The organism is Streptococcus sp. HMSC071H03, from assembly GCF_001813035.1.
Classification (GTDB): domain Bacteria; phylum Bacillota; class Bacilli; order Lactobacillales; family Streptococcaceae; genus Streptococcus; species Streptococcus anginosus.
Genome location: NZ_KV811145.1, coordinates 181,045 through 195,140, shown reverse-complemented (window position 1 = coordinate 195,140; position 14,096 = coordinate 181,045). Strand labels below are relative to the sequence as shown.

10 protein-coding genes and 1 pseudogene are annotated in these 14,096 nt (G+C 37.9%); 2 read left to right on the top strand and 9 right to left on the bottom strand.

Annotated elements, in window-relative coordinates:
• Positions 1-202 (bottom strand): annotated as a pseudogene (locus HMPREF2887_RS02355) (class I SAM-dependent rRNA methyltransferase); the annotation flags it as partial.
• Positions 203-450: 248 nt separating this feature from the next.
• On the opposite strand from HMPREF2887_RS02355, the gene HMPREF2887_RS02350 reads away from it, so the two are divergent.
• Positions 451-2,619 (top strand): LTA synthase family protein, encoded by a 2,169-nt coding sequence (locus HMPREF2887_RS02350; RefSeq protein WP_021001865.1) that lies wholly within the window; start codon positions 451-453, stop codon positions 2,617-2,619.
• 58 nt (positions 2,620-2,677) lie between these two features.
• On the opposite strand, the gene HMPREF2887_RS02345 is transcribed toward HMPREF2887_RS02350, so the two are convergent.
• From HMPREF2887_RS02345 to rpiA, 4 genes are all read right to left on the bottom strand, one after another.
• The gene (locus tag HMPREF2887_RS02345) at positions 2,678-3,433 is read right to left on the bottom strand and encodes a hypothetical protein (RefSeq protein ID WP_003023949.1); all 756 of its coding nucleotides are present in this window, start codon (positions 3,431-3,433) and stop codon (positions 2,678-2,680) included.
• Positions 3,430-4,143: a purine-nucleoside phosphorylase gene (gene deoD, locus HMPREF2887_RS02340; protein ID WP_021001866.1), complete on the bottom strand. Its 714-nt coding sequence runs from the start codon at positions 4,141-4,143 to the stop codon at positions 3,430-3,432. The genes HMPREF2887_RS02345 and deoD overlap by 4 nt, the downstream gene beginning before the upstream one ends.
• A 190-nt stretch (positions 4,144-4,333) precedes the next feature.
• The gene (locus HMPREF2887_RS02335) at positions 4,334-5,143 is read right to left on the bottom strand and encodes a purine-nucleoside phosphorylase (RefSeq protein ID WP_003023945.1); all 810 of its coding nucleotides are present in this window, start codon (positions 5,141-5,143) and stop codon (positions 4,334-4,336) included.
• A gap of 185 nt (positions 5,144-5,328) precedes the next feature.
• Positions 5,329-6,018, bottom strand: a complete 690-nt coding sequence (gene rpiA / locus HMPREF2887_RS02330) for a ribose-5-phosphate isomerase RpiA (protein WP_021001867.1) — start codon at positions 6,016-6,018, stop codon at positions 5,329-5,331.
• 355 nt (positions 6,019-6,373) lie between these two features.
• On the opposite strand from rpiA, the gene mnmE reads away from it, so the two are divergent.
• The gene (gene mnmE, locus HMPREF2887_RS02325; protein WP_021001868.1) at positions 6,374-7,747 is read left to right on the top strand and encodes a tRNA uridine-5-carboxymethylaminomethyl(34) synthesis GTPase MnmE; all 1,374 of its coding nucleotides are present in this window, start codon (positions 6,374-6,376) and stop codon (positions 7,745-7,747) included.
• Positions 7,748-7,948: 201 nt separating this feature from the next.
• Here the strand turns inward: mnmE and HMPREF2887_RS02320 are convergent, their stop codons facing one another.
• The 4 genes from HMPREF2887_RS02320 to HMPREF2887_RS02305 all read right to left on the bottom strand — a co-directional run.
• On the bottom strand, positions 7,949-11,086 hold the full coding sequence (locus HMPREF2887_RS02320; RefSeq protein ID WP_084740391.1) for a GBS Bsp-like repeat-containing protein: 3,138 nt from the start codon (positions 11,084-11,086) through the stop codon (positions 7,949-7,951).
• 66 nt (positions 11,087-11,152) lie between these two features.
• On the bottom strand, positions 11,153-11,911 hold the full coding sequence (gene tpiA / locus HMPREF2887_RS02315; protein ID WP_021001870.1) for a triose-phosphate isomerase: 759 nt from the start codon (positions 11,909-11,911) through the stop codon (positions 11,153-11,155).
• Between the two features lie 156 nt (positions 11,912-12,067).
• A complete protein-coding gene (tuf, locus tag HMPREF2887_RS02310; RefSeq protein ID WP_003023932.1) occupies positions 12,068-13,264 on the bottom strand; it encodes an elongation factor Tu in 1,197 nt (398 codons plus the stop codon).
• A gap of 123 nt (positions 13,265-13,387) precedes the next feature.
• Positions 13,388-14,096: anti sigma factor C-terminal domain-containing protein (locus HMPREF2887_RS02305; protein ID WP_084740400.1), on the bottom strand; the 709-nt coding region annotated here is incomplete at its 5' end.

Here is a 14,096-nt window from a genome sequence, read left to right as displayed (position 1 = left end):
TTACTTTCTTCTGTGAGATAAACCAGCCGATACCCTTGTTTTGCTCTGATAAGTATGCGATACCTACAAAATTTCCTTTTGCATTTACCAATTCTACAACTTGATGATGAAAAGAAAGTGAGGGAAAATCTTGTTTTTCTAAAACAAATCGTCCTTTTTTTATGTTTTCTTCAGTGTAAGAAGGAATCGTAAGCTGTTTCATAAGCTCTATTATATCAAATGTTATGAATTTTCTCAAAAAAATGTACTACTTATTACAAAATGATTGCAAAAAATGTGTTCATATGTAAAAATTCTATTTATTCTCAATCGATAAAAATCCTTTCTCTGTTTTTTATCTAGCAAAAGAAAATGCAACATTTTAAATTACCAACTTAAATCAAAAATATGTTATACTTAGTAGTGAAAATTTTAGGAAATAAGACAAGGAAGTATATATTTGTGAAAACTATGACTAGGAAGATACTCAACTTCATGAGTACAAGACTAGGTTTTGTCTTGACCTTACTGACTCTTTATTGGCTGAAAACCATGTGGGCCTATTCTGTTGATTTTAATCTGGATATTCAAGGCGCTTATCAAGTCTTTCTCTCTATCATCAATCCTCTTCCATTAGGATTATTACTGATTGGGCTAGCACTTTATATTAAGAGAACCAAGGTTTTTTACATTCTCGCAGTTACGCTTTACATTTTATTATTTGTTTGGCTCATTTCAAATTCAATCTATTATCGCGAGTTTAGTGATTTTGTCACTGTTAATACCATGCTCGCTTCAAGTAGTGTTTCTGCTGGTCTAGGAGAAGCTGCTCTTGAGTTATTTAGACCTGGAGATTTGATTTACATCATTGATTTTCCAATCTTAGGTTTTCTTTTCTATAAGAAATGGATTCGTTTGGATGATCGGTCGTTCAACAAGCGAGCTAGCTTTGCTATTACTGCTCTATCTAGTATGCTCTTTTCAGCCAACCTCTTTTTAGCGGAAGTTGACCGCCCAGAGTTATTGACACGCGGCTTCTCTAATTATTATGTTGTCCGCGCCCTAGGGTTGCCAGCATTTCTTGGCTATAGTGCTAATCAGACTTATAGCGCCAACAAAGAACGCTCTAAAGCAAGTGCTGAAGATTTGAAACCAGTTGAAGAATACGTCAAGTCACACTATGCCGAGCCAAATAAAGAGTATTACGGAATTGCTAAAGGTAGAAATGTCATCTATCTTCATTTAGAAAGTTTCCAACAATTCCTGATTGATTATAAATTAAAGTCTGAGGGCAAAGAATACGAAGTAACTCCATTCCTCAATTCTCTTTATCATTCAAACTCAACGTTTGCTTTTTCTAATATCTTTAATCAAGTAAAAGCTGGAAAAACATCTGATGCAGAAACGATGTTAGAAACTGGTTTGTTCGGTCTCAATCAGGGCTCCTTTATGGTAAACTATGGTGGAACAAACACGCAGCAAGCTGCTCCGTACATTCTCTCAAAAAATGGTTATAATTCTAGTGCCGTTTTCCACGGAAATGCTGGTAGTTTCTGGAATCGAAATACCACCTACAAACAATGGGGATATAACTATTTCTTCGATTCTTCTTACTTTTCTAAGCAAGACAAAACGAATTCATTCCAATATGGTCTGAATGATAAGATTATGTTCAAAGATTCTATTAAATATCTTGAACATTTACAACAACCATTTTATGCAAAATACATCACCGTTTCTAATCACTATCCTTATACAACTAGCTTGATTGGAGACGAGATTGGTTTTCCACTTGCTTCAACCAAGGATGAAACAATCAATGGTTATTTTGCAACGGCCAATTATCTAGATTCTGCCGTTAAATCATTCTTTGACTACTTAAAAGCGTCTGGTCTTTATGAGAATTCAATCATCGTTCTTTATGGTGACCACTACGGTATCTCTAATTCACGGAATCCTTCGCTGGCGCCATTACTAGGCAAAAATTCTGAAACTTGGTCTAGCTATGACAATGCTATGCTGCAAAGAGTTCCTTATATGGTTGTTATTCCTGGCATGACAAAAGGAAAAGTCGTTAATACCTATGGCGGACAAGTTGACCTCTTGCCTACTTTAGAACATTTGCTCGGTATTGATTCTAAACAATACCTACAAGTCGGACAAGATTTACTCTCTCCAAAACATCAACAAACCGTTGCCTTTCGTTCATCAAACTATTTTGTAACTCCTAAGTATACTAGCTACAGTGGACGTACTTACTACACAGAAACAGGAGAAGAAATTACCAATCCAGATGAAACAACTAAGGCAGAATTGGAAAAAATCCGCAACACAACCAATGAGCAGTTGAAAATGAGTGACCTGATTCAAACCGGAGACTTACTTCGCTTCTATACTGGAAATGATTTAGGGAAAGTGAATCCTAAGGACTATTCTTACACTAATTCACTTAAATCATTATTATCTATTGAAAAGAAAAAAGGTGATGAATCTACAAGTCTTTATAGCAAACGAGGTGGTAATTCAACTGTTGATCTGTTTAATTCCCCAAGCTATCGTGCTCTTCACCCTGAACAATTTGAATCAACAAGTAACGGTTCTTCCTCATCAACAGAAGAATCCAGCTCTTCTTCTAAATAACCAAAAATCCCATACAAGTAAAATGAACTGTATGGGATTTTATAATGAAACAAAACACTTAATTTATCAATATTTTGATGACTTGATTAACCCGATCAAAGTAAAATTGCTCCTCGTCATAAGTAATGCCTGTTGCTTTTGCCAACAAAATCAATATTTCCATAAAAAATTGAGAAGAAAAACCTGTAGTGGAATGCAATTCTTCTTCATCAAAATGTTTAATCAAATGCGCTAATGGGTTCCGAACGGATTTCTCCAACTTTCGTAGTTCTTTGACCATGATTTTAACTTGCTCTGGTAAATCCAACAGTAAAATCAAGCTAGCCAGACTAGAAGAATGAACTGGACTTTCAGCATGGAAAGTACTCAAAATAGGATGATCTGTATTTTTCATCTTTTCAAAATTCCAACGATCGTAACTCGCTTCTCTAGAATTATGAATATAGGATTCAATATCAGGAATTTCTTGCTTAATCAAACGCATAAAAATCCGATAAATCGCCGGACTAACGGCACGAATAAAGTCAATCACTTGTTCGTTTTTGAGCTTTGCTTCTAAGTCATATAGGTAATTCGCTAATTGCTCATCTTCCTCAGAATCATGACAAAAAAGTTGAAAATCATTTCTAATTTTCAACTGATATTCCATAGCAGGGCGAATATTCAACTCTCTCCGCTCTGCCATGATATACAAAAGTTCAACTAAGTTTGAGTCTGCACCATTCAGCCTTTGAGCTAATTTATAAGCATGAGCATAATCATAGCGAGAAATAGCGTAGGTTATCTCTTCTTTCACGTCTAAATTTTTAATCATGATTCTGAAATAAGCGTTTCTAAACCAACTTTCATCATATCTGTGAAAGTCGTTTGACGTTCTTCTGCCGTTGTATCTTCGTCTGGATGAACCAAGCTATCTGAAATAGTCATAATGCCAAGTGCTTCGACATTATATTGAGCAGCTAAATAGTAAAGAGCTGCCGCTTCCATTTCCACAGCCAAAACTCCCATTTTACCAAGTTCAATATTTTTTTCACCGTAGTTTGAGTAGAAAACATCTGATGATAAGACACTTCCAACGTGCGTTGTCATACCAAAATCCTTGGCAAGGTGATAAGCCTTATCTAAAAGACAAAAACTTGCAATTTGCGGAAAGTCATATTGAGGCCAATCATTACGAATGATATTTGAATTTGTCGCTGCTGCTTGCGCTAATACCAATTCACGTACATGAACGTCTTTATTCAACGAACCAGCCGTTCCTACACGAATTAAACGTTTCACGCCATAGTTAACAATCAACTCATGAGCATAGATAGAAATAGACGGAATTCCCATTCCAGTTCCCATAACACTAACACGATGCCCCTTATAAGTCCCTGTATAACCAAACATGTTGCGAACTTCATTAAAACATACAGCATCTTCTAAAAAGTTTTCGGCAATAAATTTGGCACGGAGTGGGTCTCCAGGTAGTAAAATTTTATCGGCAATTTCGCCTTGTTTTGCTGCAATATGGATTGACATAAGTAAGATACCAAGCCCGTCAAAAATCAAAAATCCAAACTGAAAAGTACAAGCGCTAAAAAACTTTTCTTAGGAGCTTATTCATCTCAGAAAGGATTGCGTACGGGTTTTATTCCTTTCGTTTCTAGTTGAGTTCAGAAAGAGATGTGATTGTAAGTTCAATCTTCGACTCTTTTTACATTTATGTTTTTTATAGTTCTGCAAGGATTGCTTTTACAAGTCCTTTAAAGTTTTCCTTGATACGTTCTGTCACTTCTACGACTTCTTCATGGTTTAGCTCGCTTTGAAAACCAGCTGCAAAGTTTGTAATAGCAGAAATTCCCAATACTTTCAAGCCTGAGTGGGCTGCCACAATTACTTCTGGAACAGTTGACATACCGACAGCGCTAGCTCCTAAGGTTTGGAAAGCGCGGATTTCAGCTGGTGTTTCATACGTTGGTCCCGTCACACCCAGATAAACTCCTTCTTTCAATTCAATGCCTAATTTTTCTGCTACGCTGTGGGCTTTTTCACGGTAAGCTTTTGTATAAGCATCAGACATATCTGGGAAGCGTGGTCCAAATTCGTCCAAATTCGCTCCAATCAAAGGATTTTGCCCCGTCAGATTGATATGGTCTGAAATAGCCATTAACGTCCCTGGACCATATCCAATCCCTCCAGCGGCATTGGTAACAATGACACCTTCACAACCTAGCGCTTTCATTACACGGACAGGGAAAGTCACTACTTCCATTGGATTTCCTTCGTAAAAATGAAAACGTCCTTGCAAAGCCAGTACTTTCCGACCTGCTAAATCGCCATAAACCAATTTACCAGCATGCCCCACCACTGTTGAGCGACCCCAATTTGGAATGCCTGCATAGTCAATGCTGACAGCATTTTCAATCTCACCAGCTAATTCTCCCAAACCAGAACCGAGAATCAAACCAAATTCTGGTGCGGTCATTCCTTTATCTTTTAAAAACTGTGCTGTTTCGTTAATTTTATCCATTAAATTCATATCTTTATCCTTTTATATCTTTTTTAATTTTCACTCGAAAAATGTTGAATGACACAATTACGCTCCACTCTCAAGACCATATTCTAATCTTTCTTATTCTTTTTGAACATCAGCATTTAGTGCAACACTAATTCGGACTGAATCCATGATAATGACATAAATATAATAACATGTGACATAAAATTCTATTCTCCTTTTGATTCGGTTGATTTTAAAATTTGTACACCATTTCCTCCAGCAACAATGACCATATCCACCATTTGATTAAAGAGTCCATGTTCTACCACACCGACTACATGATCTAGCTCTTGCCCAAATTCGACTGGATTTTCAATCACTCCTAAGTCAAGATCGATAATGAAATTCTGCATATCAGTGATATAGCGCTGCCCATTTTTTTCACGAAATGACGGTTTATAGCCTGCATGTTCAAAACGACGGAAAAGCTGTTCTGCTCCGTATTGTACGACTTCTACTGGTAATTTGAAAGCACCTAGTTTACCAACCATTTTACTTTCATCAACTACCCAAATGTAGGTTTTGGTGGGAGTTGCGACAACTTTTTCCATAAGCAGAGCGCCGCCACCGCCTTTGATACCATTGAAGTTAGTATCCACCTCATCAGCTCCGTCAACGGTCACATCTACTTCATCTACTTCATCAATTGATTTCAAAGGAATACCTAAACACCGAGCTTGTTCACTCGTTGTGCTTGAAGTTGTAACTGCTGTTATTTTCAGTCCTTCTTCCTTGATACGCCGTCCAACTTCTTCCACAAAATAATAGGCAGTCGAACCCGTTCCTAAACCAACTACCATACCGTCTTTCACATATTCTGCAGCTTTGATTCCTGCCATTTTTTTGAGGTTTTCCATTTTTGCTCCTTTATTCAATCTGCTTCTAGTATACCATGATTTGCCAACTTTAGCACCCAAAAAATGAAACCACTTTCTTTTTAAATAATCCCTTTTTTACAAACATTCTAAAATCCGAATATTCTATTTTTCTTGATTATAAAACACCAAAAATTCCAGATTTTCTTTGCTATAATTTGATATATCAAATGAATAAACGAATGATATTTGAAGCTTTCTTAAAATTTATTTTATTGTATTAAAAAGAGATGATGAATTTATTTGAACAAAAACAGCATGTAAAAATCTTGCGACGAACCTTGTTTTGCGTTACAATGAATATAGATTGCATAAACACATTATAAGGATTAAATTGATGATAACCAAAGAATTTGATACGATTGCTGCCATTTCCACCCCTCTTGGTGAAGGAGCTATCGGCATTGTTAGACTGAGCGGGACGGACAGCTTTGCCATTGCTCAAAAAATCTTTAAAGGAAAAGATTTGAGTACCGTTGCCAGTCACACACTAAATTATGGGCATATTATTGACCCAGAAAAAAACGAAATTTTAGATGAAGTTATGGTTGGAGTTATGCGTTCTCCTAAAACCTTCACGCGCGAAGACGTGATTGAGATTAACACTCACGGAGGAATTGCTGTGACCAACGAAATCCTCCAATTAGCTATTCGAGAAGGTGCTAGAATGGCGGAACCTGGTGAATTTACTAAGCGCGCCTTTCTCAATGGACGCGTGGATTTGACGCAAGCAGAGGCTATTATGGACATTATTCGAGCAAAAACGGACAAAGCCATGAATATCGCCGTCAAGCAACTGGACGGTTCTCTGTCCGACCTCATCAATAATACACGTCAGGAAATTCTTAACACACTAGCTCAAGTCGAGGTCAATATTGACTATCCAGAATACGACGATGTTGAGGAAATGACTACCAAACTGTTGCGTGAAAAAACAGCTGAATTTGAAAAACTGCTGACTCAACTTTTAAAAACAGCTCGCCGCGGTAAGATTCTGCGCGAAGGAATTTCTACTGCTATTATTGGTCGCCCAAATGTTGGCAAATCTAGTCTCCTTAACAACTTGCTCCGTGAAGATAAGGCTATTGTAACGGACATTGCTGGAACCACTCGCGATGTCATTGAAGAATATGTCAACATCAACGGAGTGCCACTCAAGTTGATTGATACTGCGGGTATTCGTGATACAGATGATATTGTCGAACAAATCGGAGTAGAGCGTTCCAAAAAAGCGCTCCAAGACGCTGACCTTGTACTTCTTGTGTTAAATGCTAGTGAGCCATTGACAGAACAAGATCGCAAACTGTTAGAAATCAGTCAAGACACCAATCGTATCTTGCTGCTCAATAAAACTGACTTAGAGGAGAAGATCGAAGTTGACCAGCTTCCCGATGATTTTATCAAGATTTCTGTTCTTCAAAATCAAAATATTGATAAAATCGAAGAACGAATCAACCAACTTTTCTTTGAAAATGCAGGCATTGTAGAACAAGACGCTACTTATCTCTCTAACGCTCGCCATATTTCTCTGATTGAAAAAGCTGTCGAAAGTCTCCAAGCTGTCAATGAGGGACTGGATTTAGGAATGCCTGTTGACTTAGTCCAAGTGGATCTCACCCGAACATGGGAAATCCTTGGTGAAATCACAGGTGATGCCGCTCCTGATGAACTCATTAGCCAACTTTTCAGCCAATTTTGTTTGGGAAAATAATAGTAAACAAATTCGAACAAAAACAAGTAAGCTCTATGATTTCTATAGGAATAACCTTAGAAATCATAGAGCTTCTTACTTTTCATCAAAAAGAGAATAAGACAGAACTAAACATTTAAAATTTTTAGTTCGTAGTTTCAACCTTTCATTACTAAACCGATAAAATGGCAGAAACTTCGTTCTCACAGAGCAGACACAACATTACGATCTAATTGTCATGAACGGAGAACCTTCTGTATTATCAGTTGGATCCAAACTCCGTACTCTAAATAAATAATCTACTGAATAATAGCCATTATTATTAGCATTATACGGATCCATTACGTAAGTCATTCCGTTGTTATAGCCCCTCATGACTAGCTCATGCGTAACAGGATAATTTGCAAATATACTGGTTCCTACTGCACCAAGCACATGGTATCCCATAGCAAGTGCTTCTCGCACAGCTGCAGTTGAACCTAAAACATCCGTTTTCAAGCCCCAATGTCGAGCTGCTAAGACAATACCCCGACTCGTTGTGCCGTAGCTTCTCTTATTAAATTCGTTCGTAGAATGATAGAGATAATCTGCCACAGTTGTTGGTAAAACAGTCTGTCCTGTAATACCAGAAATTGCCATAGCAACTGTTGTTGGAACGCAACCCGTTGCAGCAAATGTGTAGCCACCATAAGTTCGTCCTGCCCAACGACCATCACGTTGAGAAAAATATGGTGTCGAATAAGACGTTTTAGAAACTTGTACTGTTGTGCCCGCCACTCCAACCAGCTTACCATTGTTTTGAATGTAATACAAATGAATATTGTATTCGCCGGTTGAGTTCTTATGGTCACTCGCTTTGACAGTTATCTTATAGGTACCGTCAGCTCGTTTCGCAGCAGTGTACCAAATGATGTCATCTTGACCATTTACACTAGACCACGTTGGCAGCTTCACTTCACGAACACCATAAGGACCGGAAACATTAGACACCACCACATCAAACGTTCCTGTTTTAGGATTATTATTTTGAATCGTGATTTTTCCAGTTGGTTTAAGGTTTTCTGCAGAAATTGTCACATCGGTTGATGTACCGCCTACTCCAATCAATGTTCCATTGTTTTGAACATAGTACAAATGAATATAGTACAAACCAGTTGAATTCTTATGATCACTTGCTTTAATGAACGCCTTATAAGTTCCATTGGTCTGTCTAGTGGCAGTGTACCAAATAATATCGTCCTGACCATTGACATTAGACCAAGTCGGTAATTTCACTTCACGAACACCATCTGGGTTAGAAACATTGGAGACAATTACTTCAAAAGTTCCTTTATTCGCATCTTTATTTTGAATCGTTAATGTACCTTTTGGACGTGCAATTGAAACTTCTGTCGTTGTACCACCTACTCCAACGAGTTTACCATTGTTTTGGATATAATACAGATGAATGTGGTATAAACCTGTACTTCTTTTATGGTCACTCGCTTTGACAGTTGTTTTGTAAGTTCCATTGGCTTGTCTAGTGGCAGTATACCAAATAATATCATCCTGACCATTGACATTAGACCAAGTCGGTAATTTCACTTCACGAACACCGTAAGGGCTAGAAACACCTGAGACAATCACATCAAAGGTTCCTGCGTCTGGATTGTTATTTGTGATAGTCAAAGTACCTTTAGGATGCGCAATCGAAACTGTTGTCGTTGTCCCTGTTACTCCTACCAACTGATTATTTTCTTGGATATAATATACATGAATATTATACTCTCCAGTTGATTTTTTATGATCAGTCGCTTTAACTGTTACTTTGTAAGTTCCATTGGCTTGTTTCTTAGCAGTATACCAGATAATATCATCTTGACCACCGATGCTGGACCAAGTTGGAACTTTCACTTCACGAACGCCATAAGGACTAGAAACATTGGAAATAAGGACATCAAAAGTTCCTGTGTCAGGATTATTATTAGCAATAGTCACTTTTCCTTGAGGTCGTCCAAATGAAAGCTCGGTAGTTGTTCCACCTACGCCAACCAATTTCCCATTATTTTGAATGTAATAAAGGTGAATGTGATAGAGTCCTGTAGAAAATTTGTGATCTACTGCCCTTACTGTTACTTTATAGGTTCCATCAGCCTGTTTAGCAGCTGTATACCAAATAATGTCATCTTGACCATTGACATTAGACCAGGTCGGTACTTTCACTTCACGAACGCCATAAGGAGCAGAAACGTCCGACACAATCACATCAAAGGTTCCTGTGTTAGGATTCTTGTTTTGAACTGTGATTTTTCCTTTTATTGGCTGATTTGCAGCACGATTGCTTGGAGTTGCCTTATTCGTAAAACGTCCAGTATAATCCACACTTTGGTCAAAAACATGACGACCAAGTAGTAGTTCAGCTTGCGAAGTAAACTGCCAAGCACCTGCTTCACTATTATATTTCAGTGTTTTCGCATCATCTGCACTTAATTTTGAAGTTGGATATTGCGCTACCCAGAAATTCTCCAAGCCAAATTGCTCTGTTTGGATTGGTCCTTTCGTTCTGAGATTATTTCGATCAAGCCAACTTGCACTTGTATAGTACATCAAATTTGAAAAGCCCATACGCCGCATTTCATCTGCCCAAGCTTGAGTAGTTGCATTGATATTCGGACGCATATCAGAATCTTCAATATCATTTACCATAACAGTTGAGGAAGGAAGGTTCAATCGCCTTGCTTCCTCTGCAAAATAGCGCGCTTCTGCTCTTGCTTCTGCTTCATTAGTATAATGAGAAAAAGCATAAGCCGACACTTGCATACCTGCCGCTTGTGCATTCTGTGTTTGAGAAACCGCATAAGGATTTTTATAACTCGTTCCTTCTGTTAATTTGACAACAACCCCATTTACCCCTTTTTCAGCTAAATGTTGATAATCCTCTTTGCTGATATGTCCATTATGACTACTGACATCCACAAAAGTTGATTTTTTCACTTGTGCATCAGGATTACTTCTAGCTGTTGCTTGATTATTCTGTGCAGCAAAAAAAGTTGACTTGTTGTCTTTTTTAGTCTCAGTTGTAGTTGTCGAATTTTCTTTTACAACATTTTGTTCTTCTGAAACTTTAGCTTCAGTTGAAGCGGTTGATGAAGCAGTTGCTTCGTTTTTAGATGAAGAAGATGAAGTTGTTTGATTTATTGGAGCAGTTTGAATTACTTCTTTTGTTTGGAGTTCAACTGAAGAATGAGTTTCTTGTTTATTGACTTCTACTGTCGGCTCTAGCGTAGAAGTTTTTACAGGTTCATCAGCAAAAATTTGCTGTGAACTAGCTGCAATTAAAATAGCTGTGCTTGCTAAATAAAATAAACTTTTCTTTTTCATTTTATTTCTCCATTTTAAAATAAGCCTGCCATAAAATATGGCAAGCTAACTATTTCTTTTAAGAAATTATTTTACAAAGTCCAACAATGCAAGGAAACTTTCTGCTTCAAGTGATGCTCCACCAACAAGGGCACCGTCAACATCTGGACATGCCATGTATTCAGCTACATTGTTCGGTTTTACTGAGCCGCCGTATTGTACACGTACTTTGTCAGCCACTTCTTGACCAAAGTCAGCTGCTACAACATCACGAACTGCTTTACACATTTTTTGAGCATCGTCTTGAGTAGCCGATTTACCAGTACCAATAGCCCAGATTGGTTCATATGCGATAACAAGTGAAGAAACTTGTTCTTCTGTCAATCCTTTAAGGGCTGCAGATACTTGAGCACCTACAAATTCCACTGCTTTACCAGCTTCGTAAGTTTCAAGAGATTCACCACAGCAGATGATTGGAAGAAGACCGTTGCGGAAGATAGCATGAGCTTTCTTGTTGATATCTTCGTCTGTTTCATGGAAATAGTCACGACGTTCAGAGTGACCAATTACAACATAATCAAGACCCATTTCAGAAAGAACTTTGGGACTATTTTCACCAGTAAATGCACCAGCATCTTCAAAATAAGTATTTTGTGCAGCAACTTTAAGATTTGAACCTTTTGCTGCAGCAAGAACTGTCGTCAAATCAAGTGCAGGAGCTGCGATACCTGCTTCAACAAGATCAGATGAAGGAAGTTTACTTGCAACTGCTTCTACAAAAGCTTTAGCTTCTTCTGGATTTTTGTTCATTTTCCAGTTACCAGCAATAAATGGTTTACGTGACATTTCACATACCTCTTCTTTTTTTATTTACATCTATTATTTTACCATAATTTAATAGAGAAATAAAGACTGAGTCGAATGAAATCATAAAAAAGAAAGCCCCGCAACAGCGGAGCTCATTTGTCTGACTTTAATTGTTCATCTGGGAACTTAATTGAATTAAGCTTCGATTTCTGTAACCATACCTGAACCTACAGTACGTCCACCTTCACGGATAGAGAATGTAGTTCCTTGTTCTACGGCAATTGGGTGGATCAATTCAACGTCGATTGTTACGTTATCACCAGGCATTACCATTTCAGTACCTGCAGGAAGTTCGATTGAACCTGTAACGTCTGTAGTACGGAAGTAGAATTGAGGACGGTAGTTGTTGAAGAATGGAGTATGACGTCCACCTTCTTCTTTAGTAAGGATGTAAACTTCACCTTTGAATTTAGTGTGTGGATGAATTGAACCTGGTTTAGCAAGAACTTGTCCACGTTCGATTTCGTCACGTTGGATACCACGAAGAAGAACCCCTACGTTATCTCCAGCAAGACCTTCGTCCAATTGTTTACGGAACATTTCAACACCAGTAACAACTGCTTTTTGGATTTCGTCACGGATACCAACGATTTCAACTTCGTCGTTGACTTTAACAGTACCACGGTCGATACGTCCTGAAGCAACAGTACCACGTCCAGTAATTGAGAATACATCTTCGACTGGAAGAAGCAATGGTTTGTCAGTGTCACGTTCTGGTTCTGGAATGTATTCATCAACAGTATCCATCAATTCCATGATGATGTCTTCATATTTTTCATCACCTTCAAGAGCTTTAAGAGCTGAACCTTGGATAACTGGGATTTCATCACCTGGGAAATCGTATTCTGAAAGAAGGTCACGGATTTCCATTTCAACCAACTCAAGCAATTCTTCATCGTCAACCAAGTCAACTTTATTCATGAAGACGATAAGGTATTTAACACCTACTTGGCGTGAAAGAAGAATGTGTTCACGAGTTTGAGGCATTGGTCCGTCAGTTGAAGCTACTACAAGGATAGCTCCATCCATTTGAGCAGCACCAGTGATCATGTTTTTAACGTAGTCTGCGTGTCCTGGAGCGTCGATGTGAGCATAGTGACGTTTAGCAGTTTCGTATTCAACGTGTGCAGTGTTGATAGTGATTCCGCGTTCGCGTTCTTCTGGAGCAGCATCAATAGATGAGTAATCTTTTGGTTGGTTAACTGAACTTGGAAGACGACGTGCAAGTACAGTCGTGATAGCTGCAGTTAGGGTAGTTTTACCATGGTCAACGTGTCCAATTGTACCGATGTTAACGTGTGGTTTACTACGATCGTATTTTTCTTTTGCCATTTGAGTAAAAGCCTCCAATAAAATATATTTTATAGATAGACAGTAGGCAATACAGTCTAACTTTCCTTACTATTCTATCAAATTTTCTTCAAATTGCAAGCATTTTACGCCTTTTTTATCAATTTATTCTTTGTCCAACTTGTAGTATGGTTGATTTGGTATAGAAGCTCCAATGCTTGATGCATAAATCCACTCCTTACCTTCCAGCTGTGCAAAATTTTCAGCTTTTCCTGTTAGGATAACGCCTAAGAATTCTAATTTTTCTAGGTCTTCTTTCTTAGACAAGTCTAGCTTACCAAATTTTTTCAAGTAGGTTTTAATGTCATCTGACGGAGTTGCATTATTGTAGCTACTTTTTCCAAATCCACTTTTAATATATTTCTTCAGATTAGCCAAGAATCCATCTACATCCTTCATTTCGGAAAGTCTGTCATTCAGTTTCTCTCCTTCTTTGAGATTTTTAATAGCTTCTTCTGCTTCCTTCTTGTGAACATATTCTTTTTGCGTTAGATAATCTGGACTTGTGCCATATAGATTGCTCGGTTGCCACCAACTTGGATCGCTTGTTGAATTTGTACCAATCCAATACCAATTGGTCTTTAGATTCTTAGGTATTATAGCCCGAATTTCTTTTAAACTATATGGTTTATCAAAGGTCAGAGCCACTTCTACCAGTTGATTTTTCATTTCTTTGATATAAGGAAGTTCTTGGGTTGGTTCATGGACAGGTTCTCCTTTCTCTTCTTTAGCTTTTTTATTGTAGAATTGTGGCACTTTTTGATTGTTTTCTATTTGAATAGTTGATCCAGATTCCGTATATCTGCCAGAATTT

Excerpts from the sequence above, each read along its gene's own strand:
- HMPREF2887_RS02350 (WP_021001865.1), top strand. The coding sequence starts at position 451 with ATGACTAGGAAGATACTCAACTTCATGAGTACAAGACTAGGTTTTGTC.
- HMPREF2887_RS02345 (WP_003023949.1), bottom strand. The coding sequence starts at position 3,433 with ATGATTAAAAATTTAGACGTGAAAGAAGAGATAACCTACGCTATTTCT.
- deoD (WP_021001866.1), bottom strand. The coding sequence starts at position 4,143 with ATGTCAATCCATATTGCAGCAAAACAAGGCGAAATTGCCGATAAAATT.
- HMPREF2887_RS02335 (WP_003023945.1), bottom strand. The coding sequence starts at position 5,143 with ATGAATTTAATGGATAAAATTAACGAAACAGCACAGTTTTTAAAAGAT.
- rpiA (WP_021001867.1), bottom strand. The coding sequence starts at position 6,018 with ATGGAAAACCTCAAAAAAATGGCAGGAATCAAAGCTGCAGAATATGTG.
- mnmE (WP_021001868.1), top strand. The coding sequence starts at position 6,374 with ATGATAACCAAAGAATTTGATACGATTGCTGCCATTTCCACCCCTCTT.
- HMPREF2887_RS02320 (WP_084740391.1), bottom strand. The coding sequence starts at position 11,086 with ATGAAAAAGAAAAGTTTATTTTATTTAGCAAGCACAGCTATTTTAATT.
- tpiA (WP_021001870.1), bottom strand. The coding sequence starts at position 11,911 with ATGTCACGTAAACCATTTATTGCTGGTAACTGGAAAATGAACAAAAAT.
- tuf (WP_003023932.1), bottom strand. The coding sequence starts at position 13,264 with ATGGCAAAAGAAAAATACGATCGTAGTAAACCACACGTTAACATCGGT.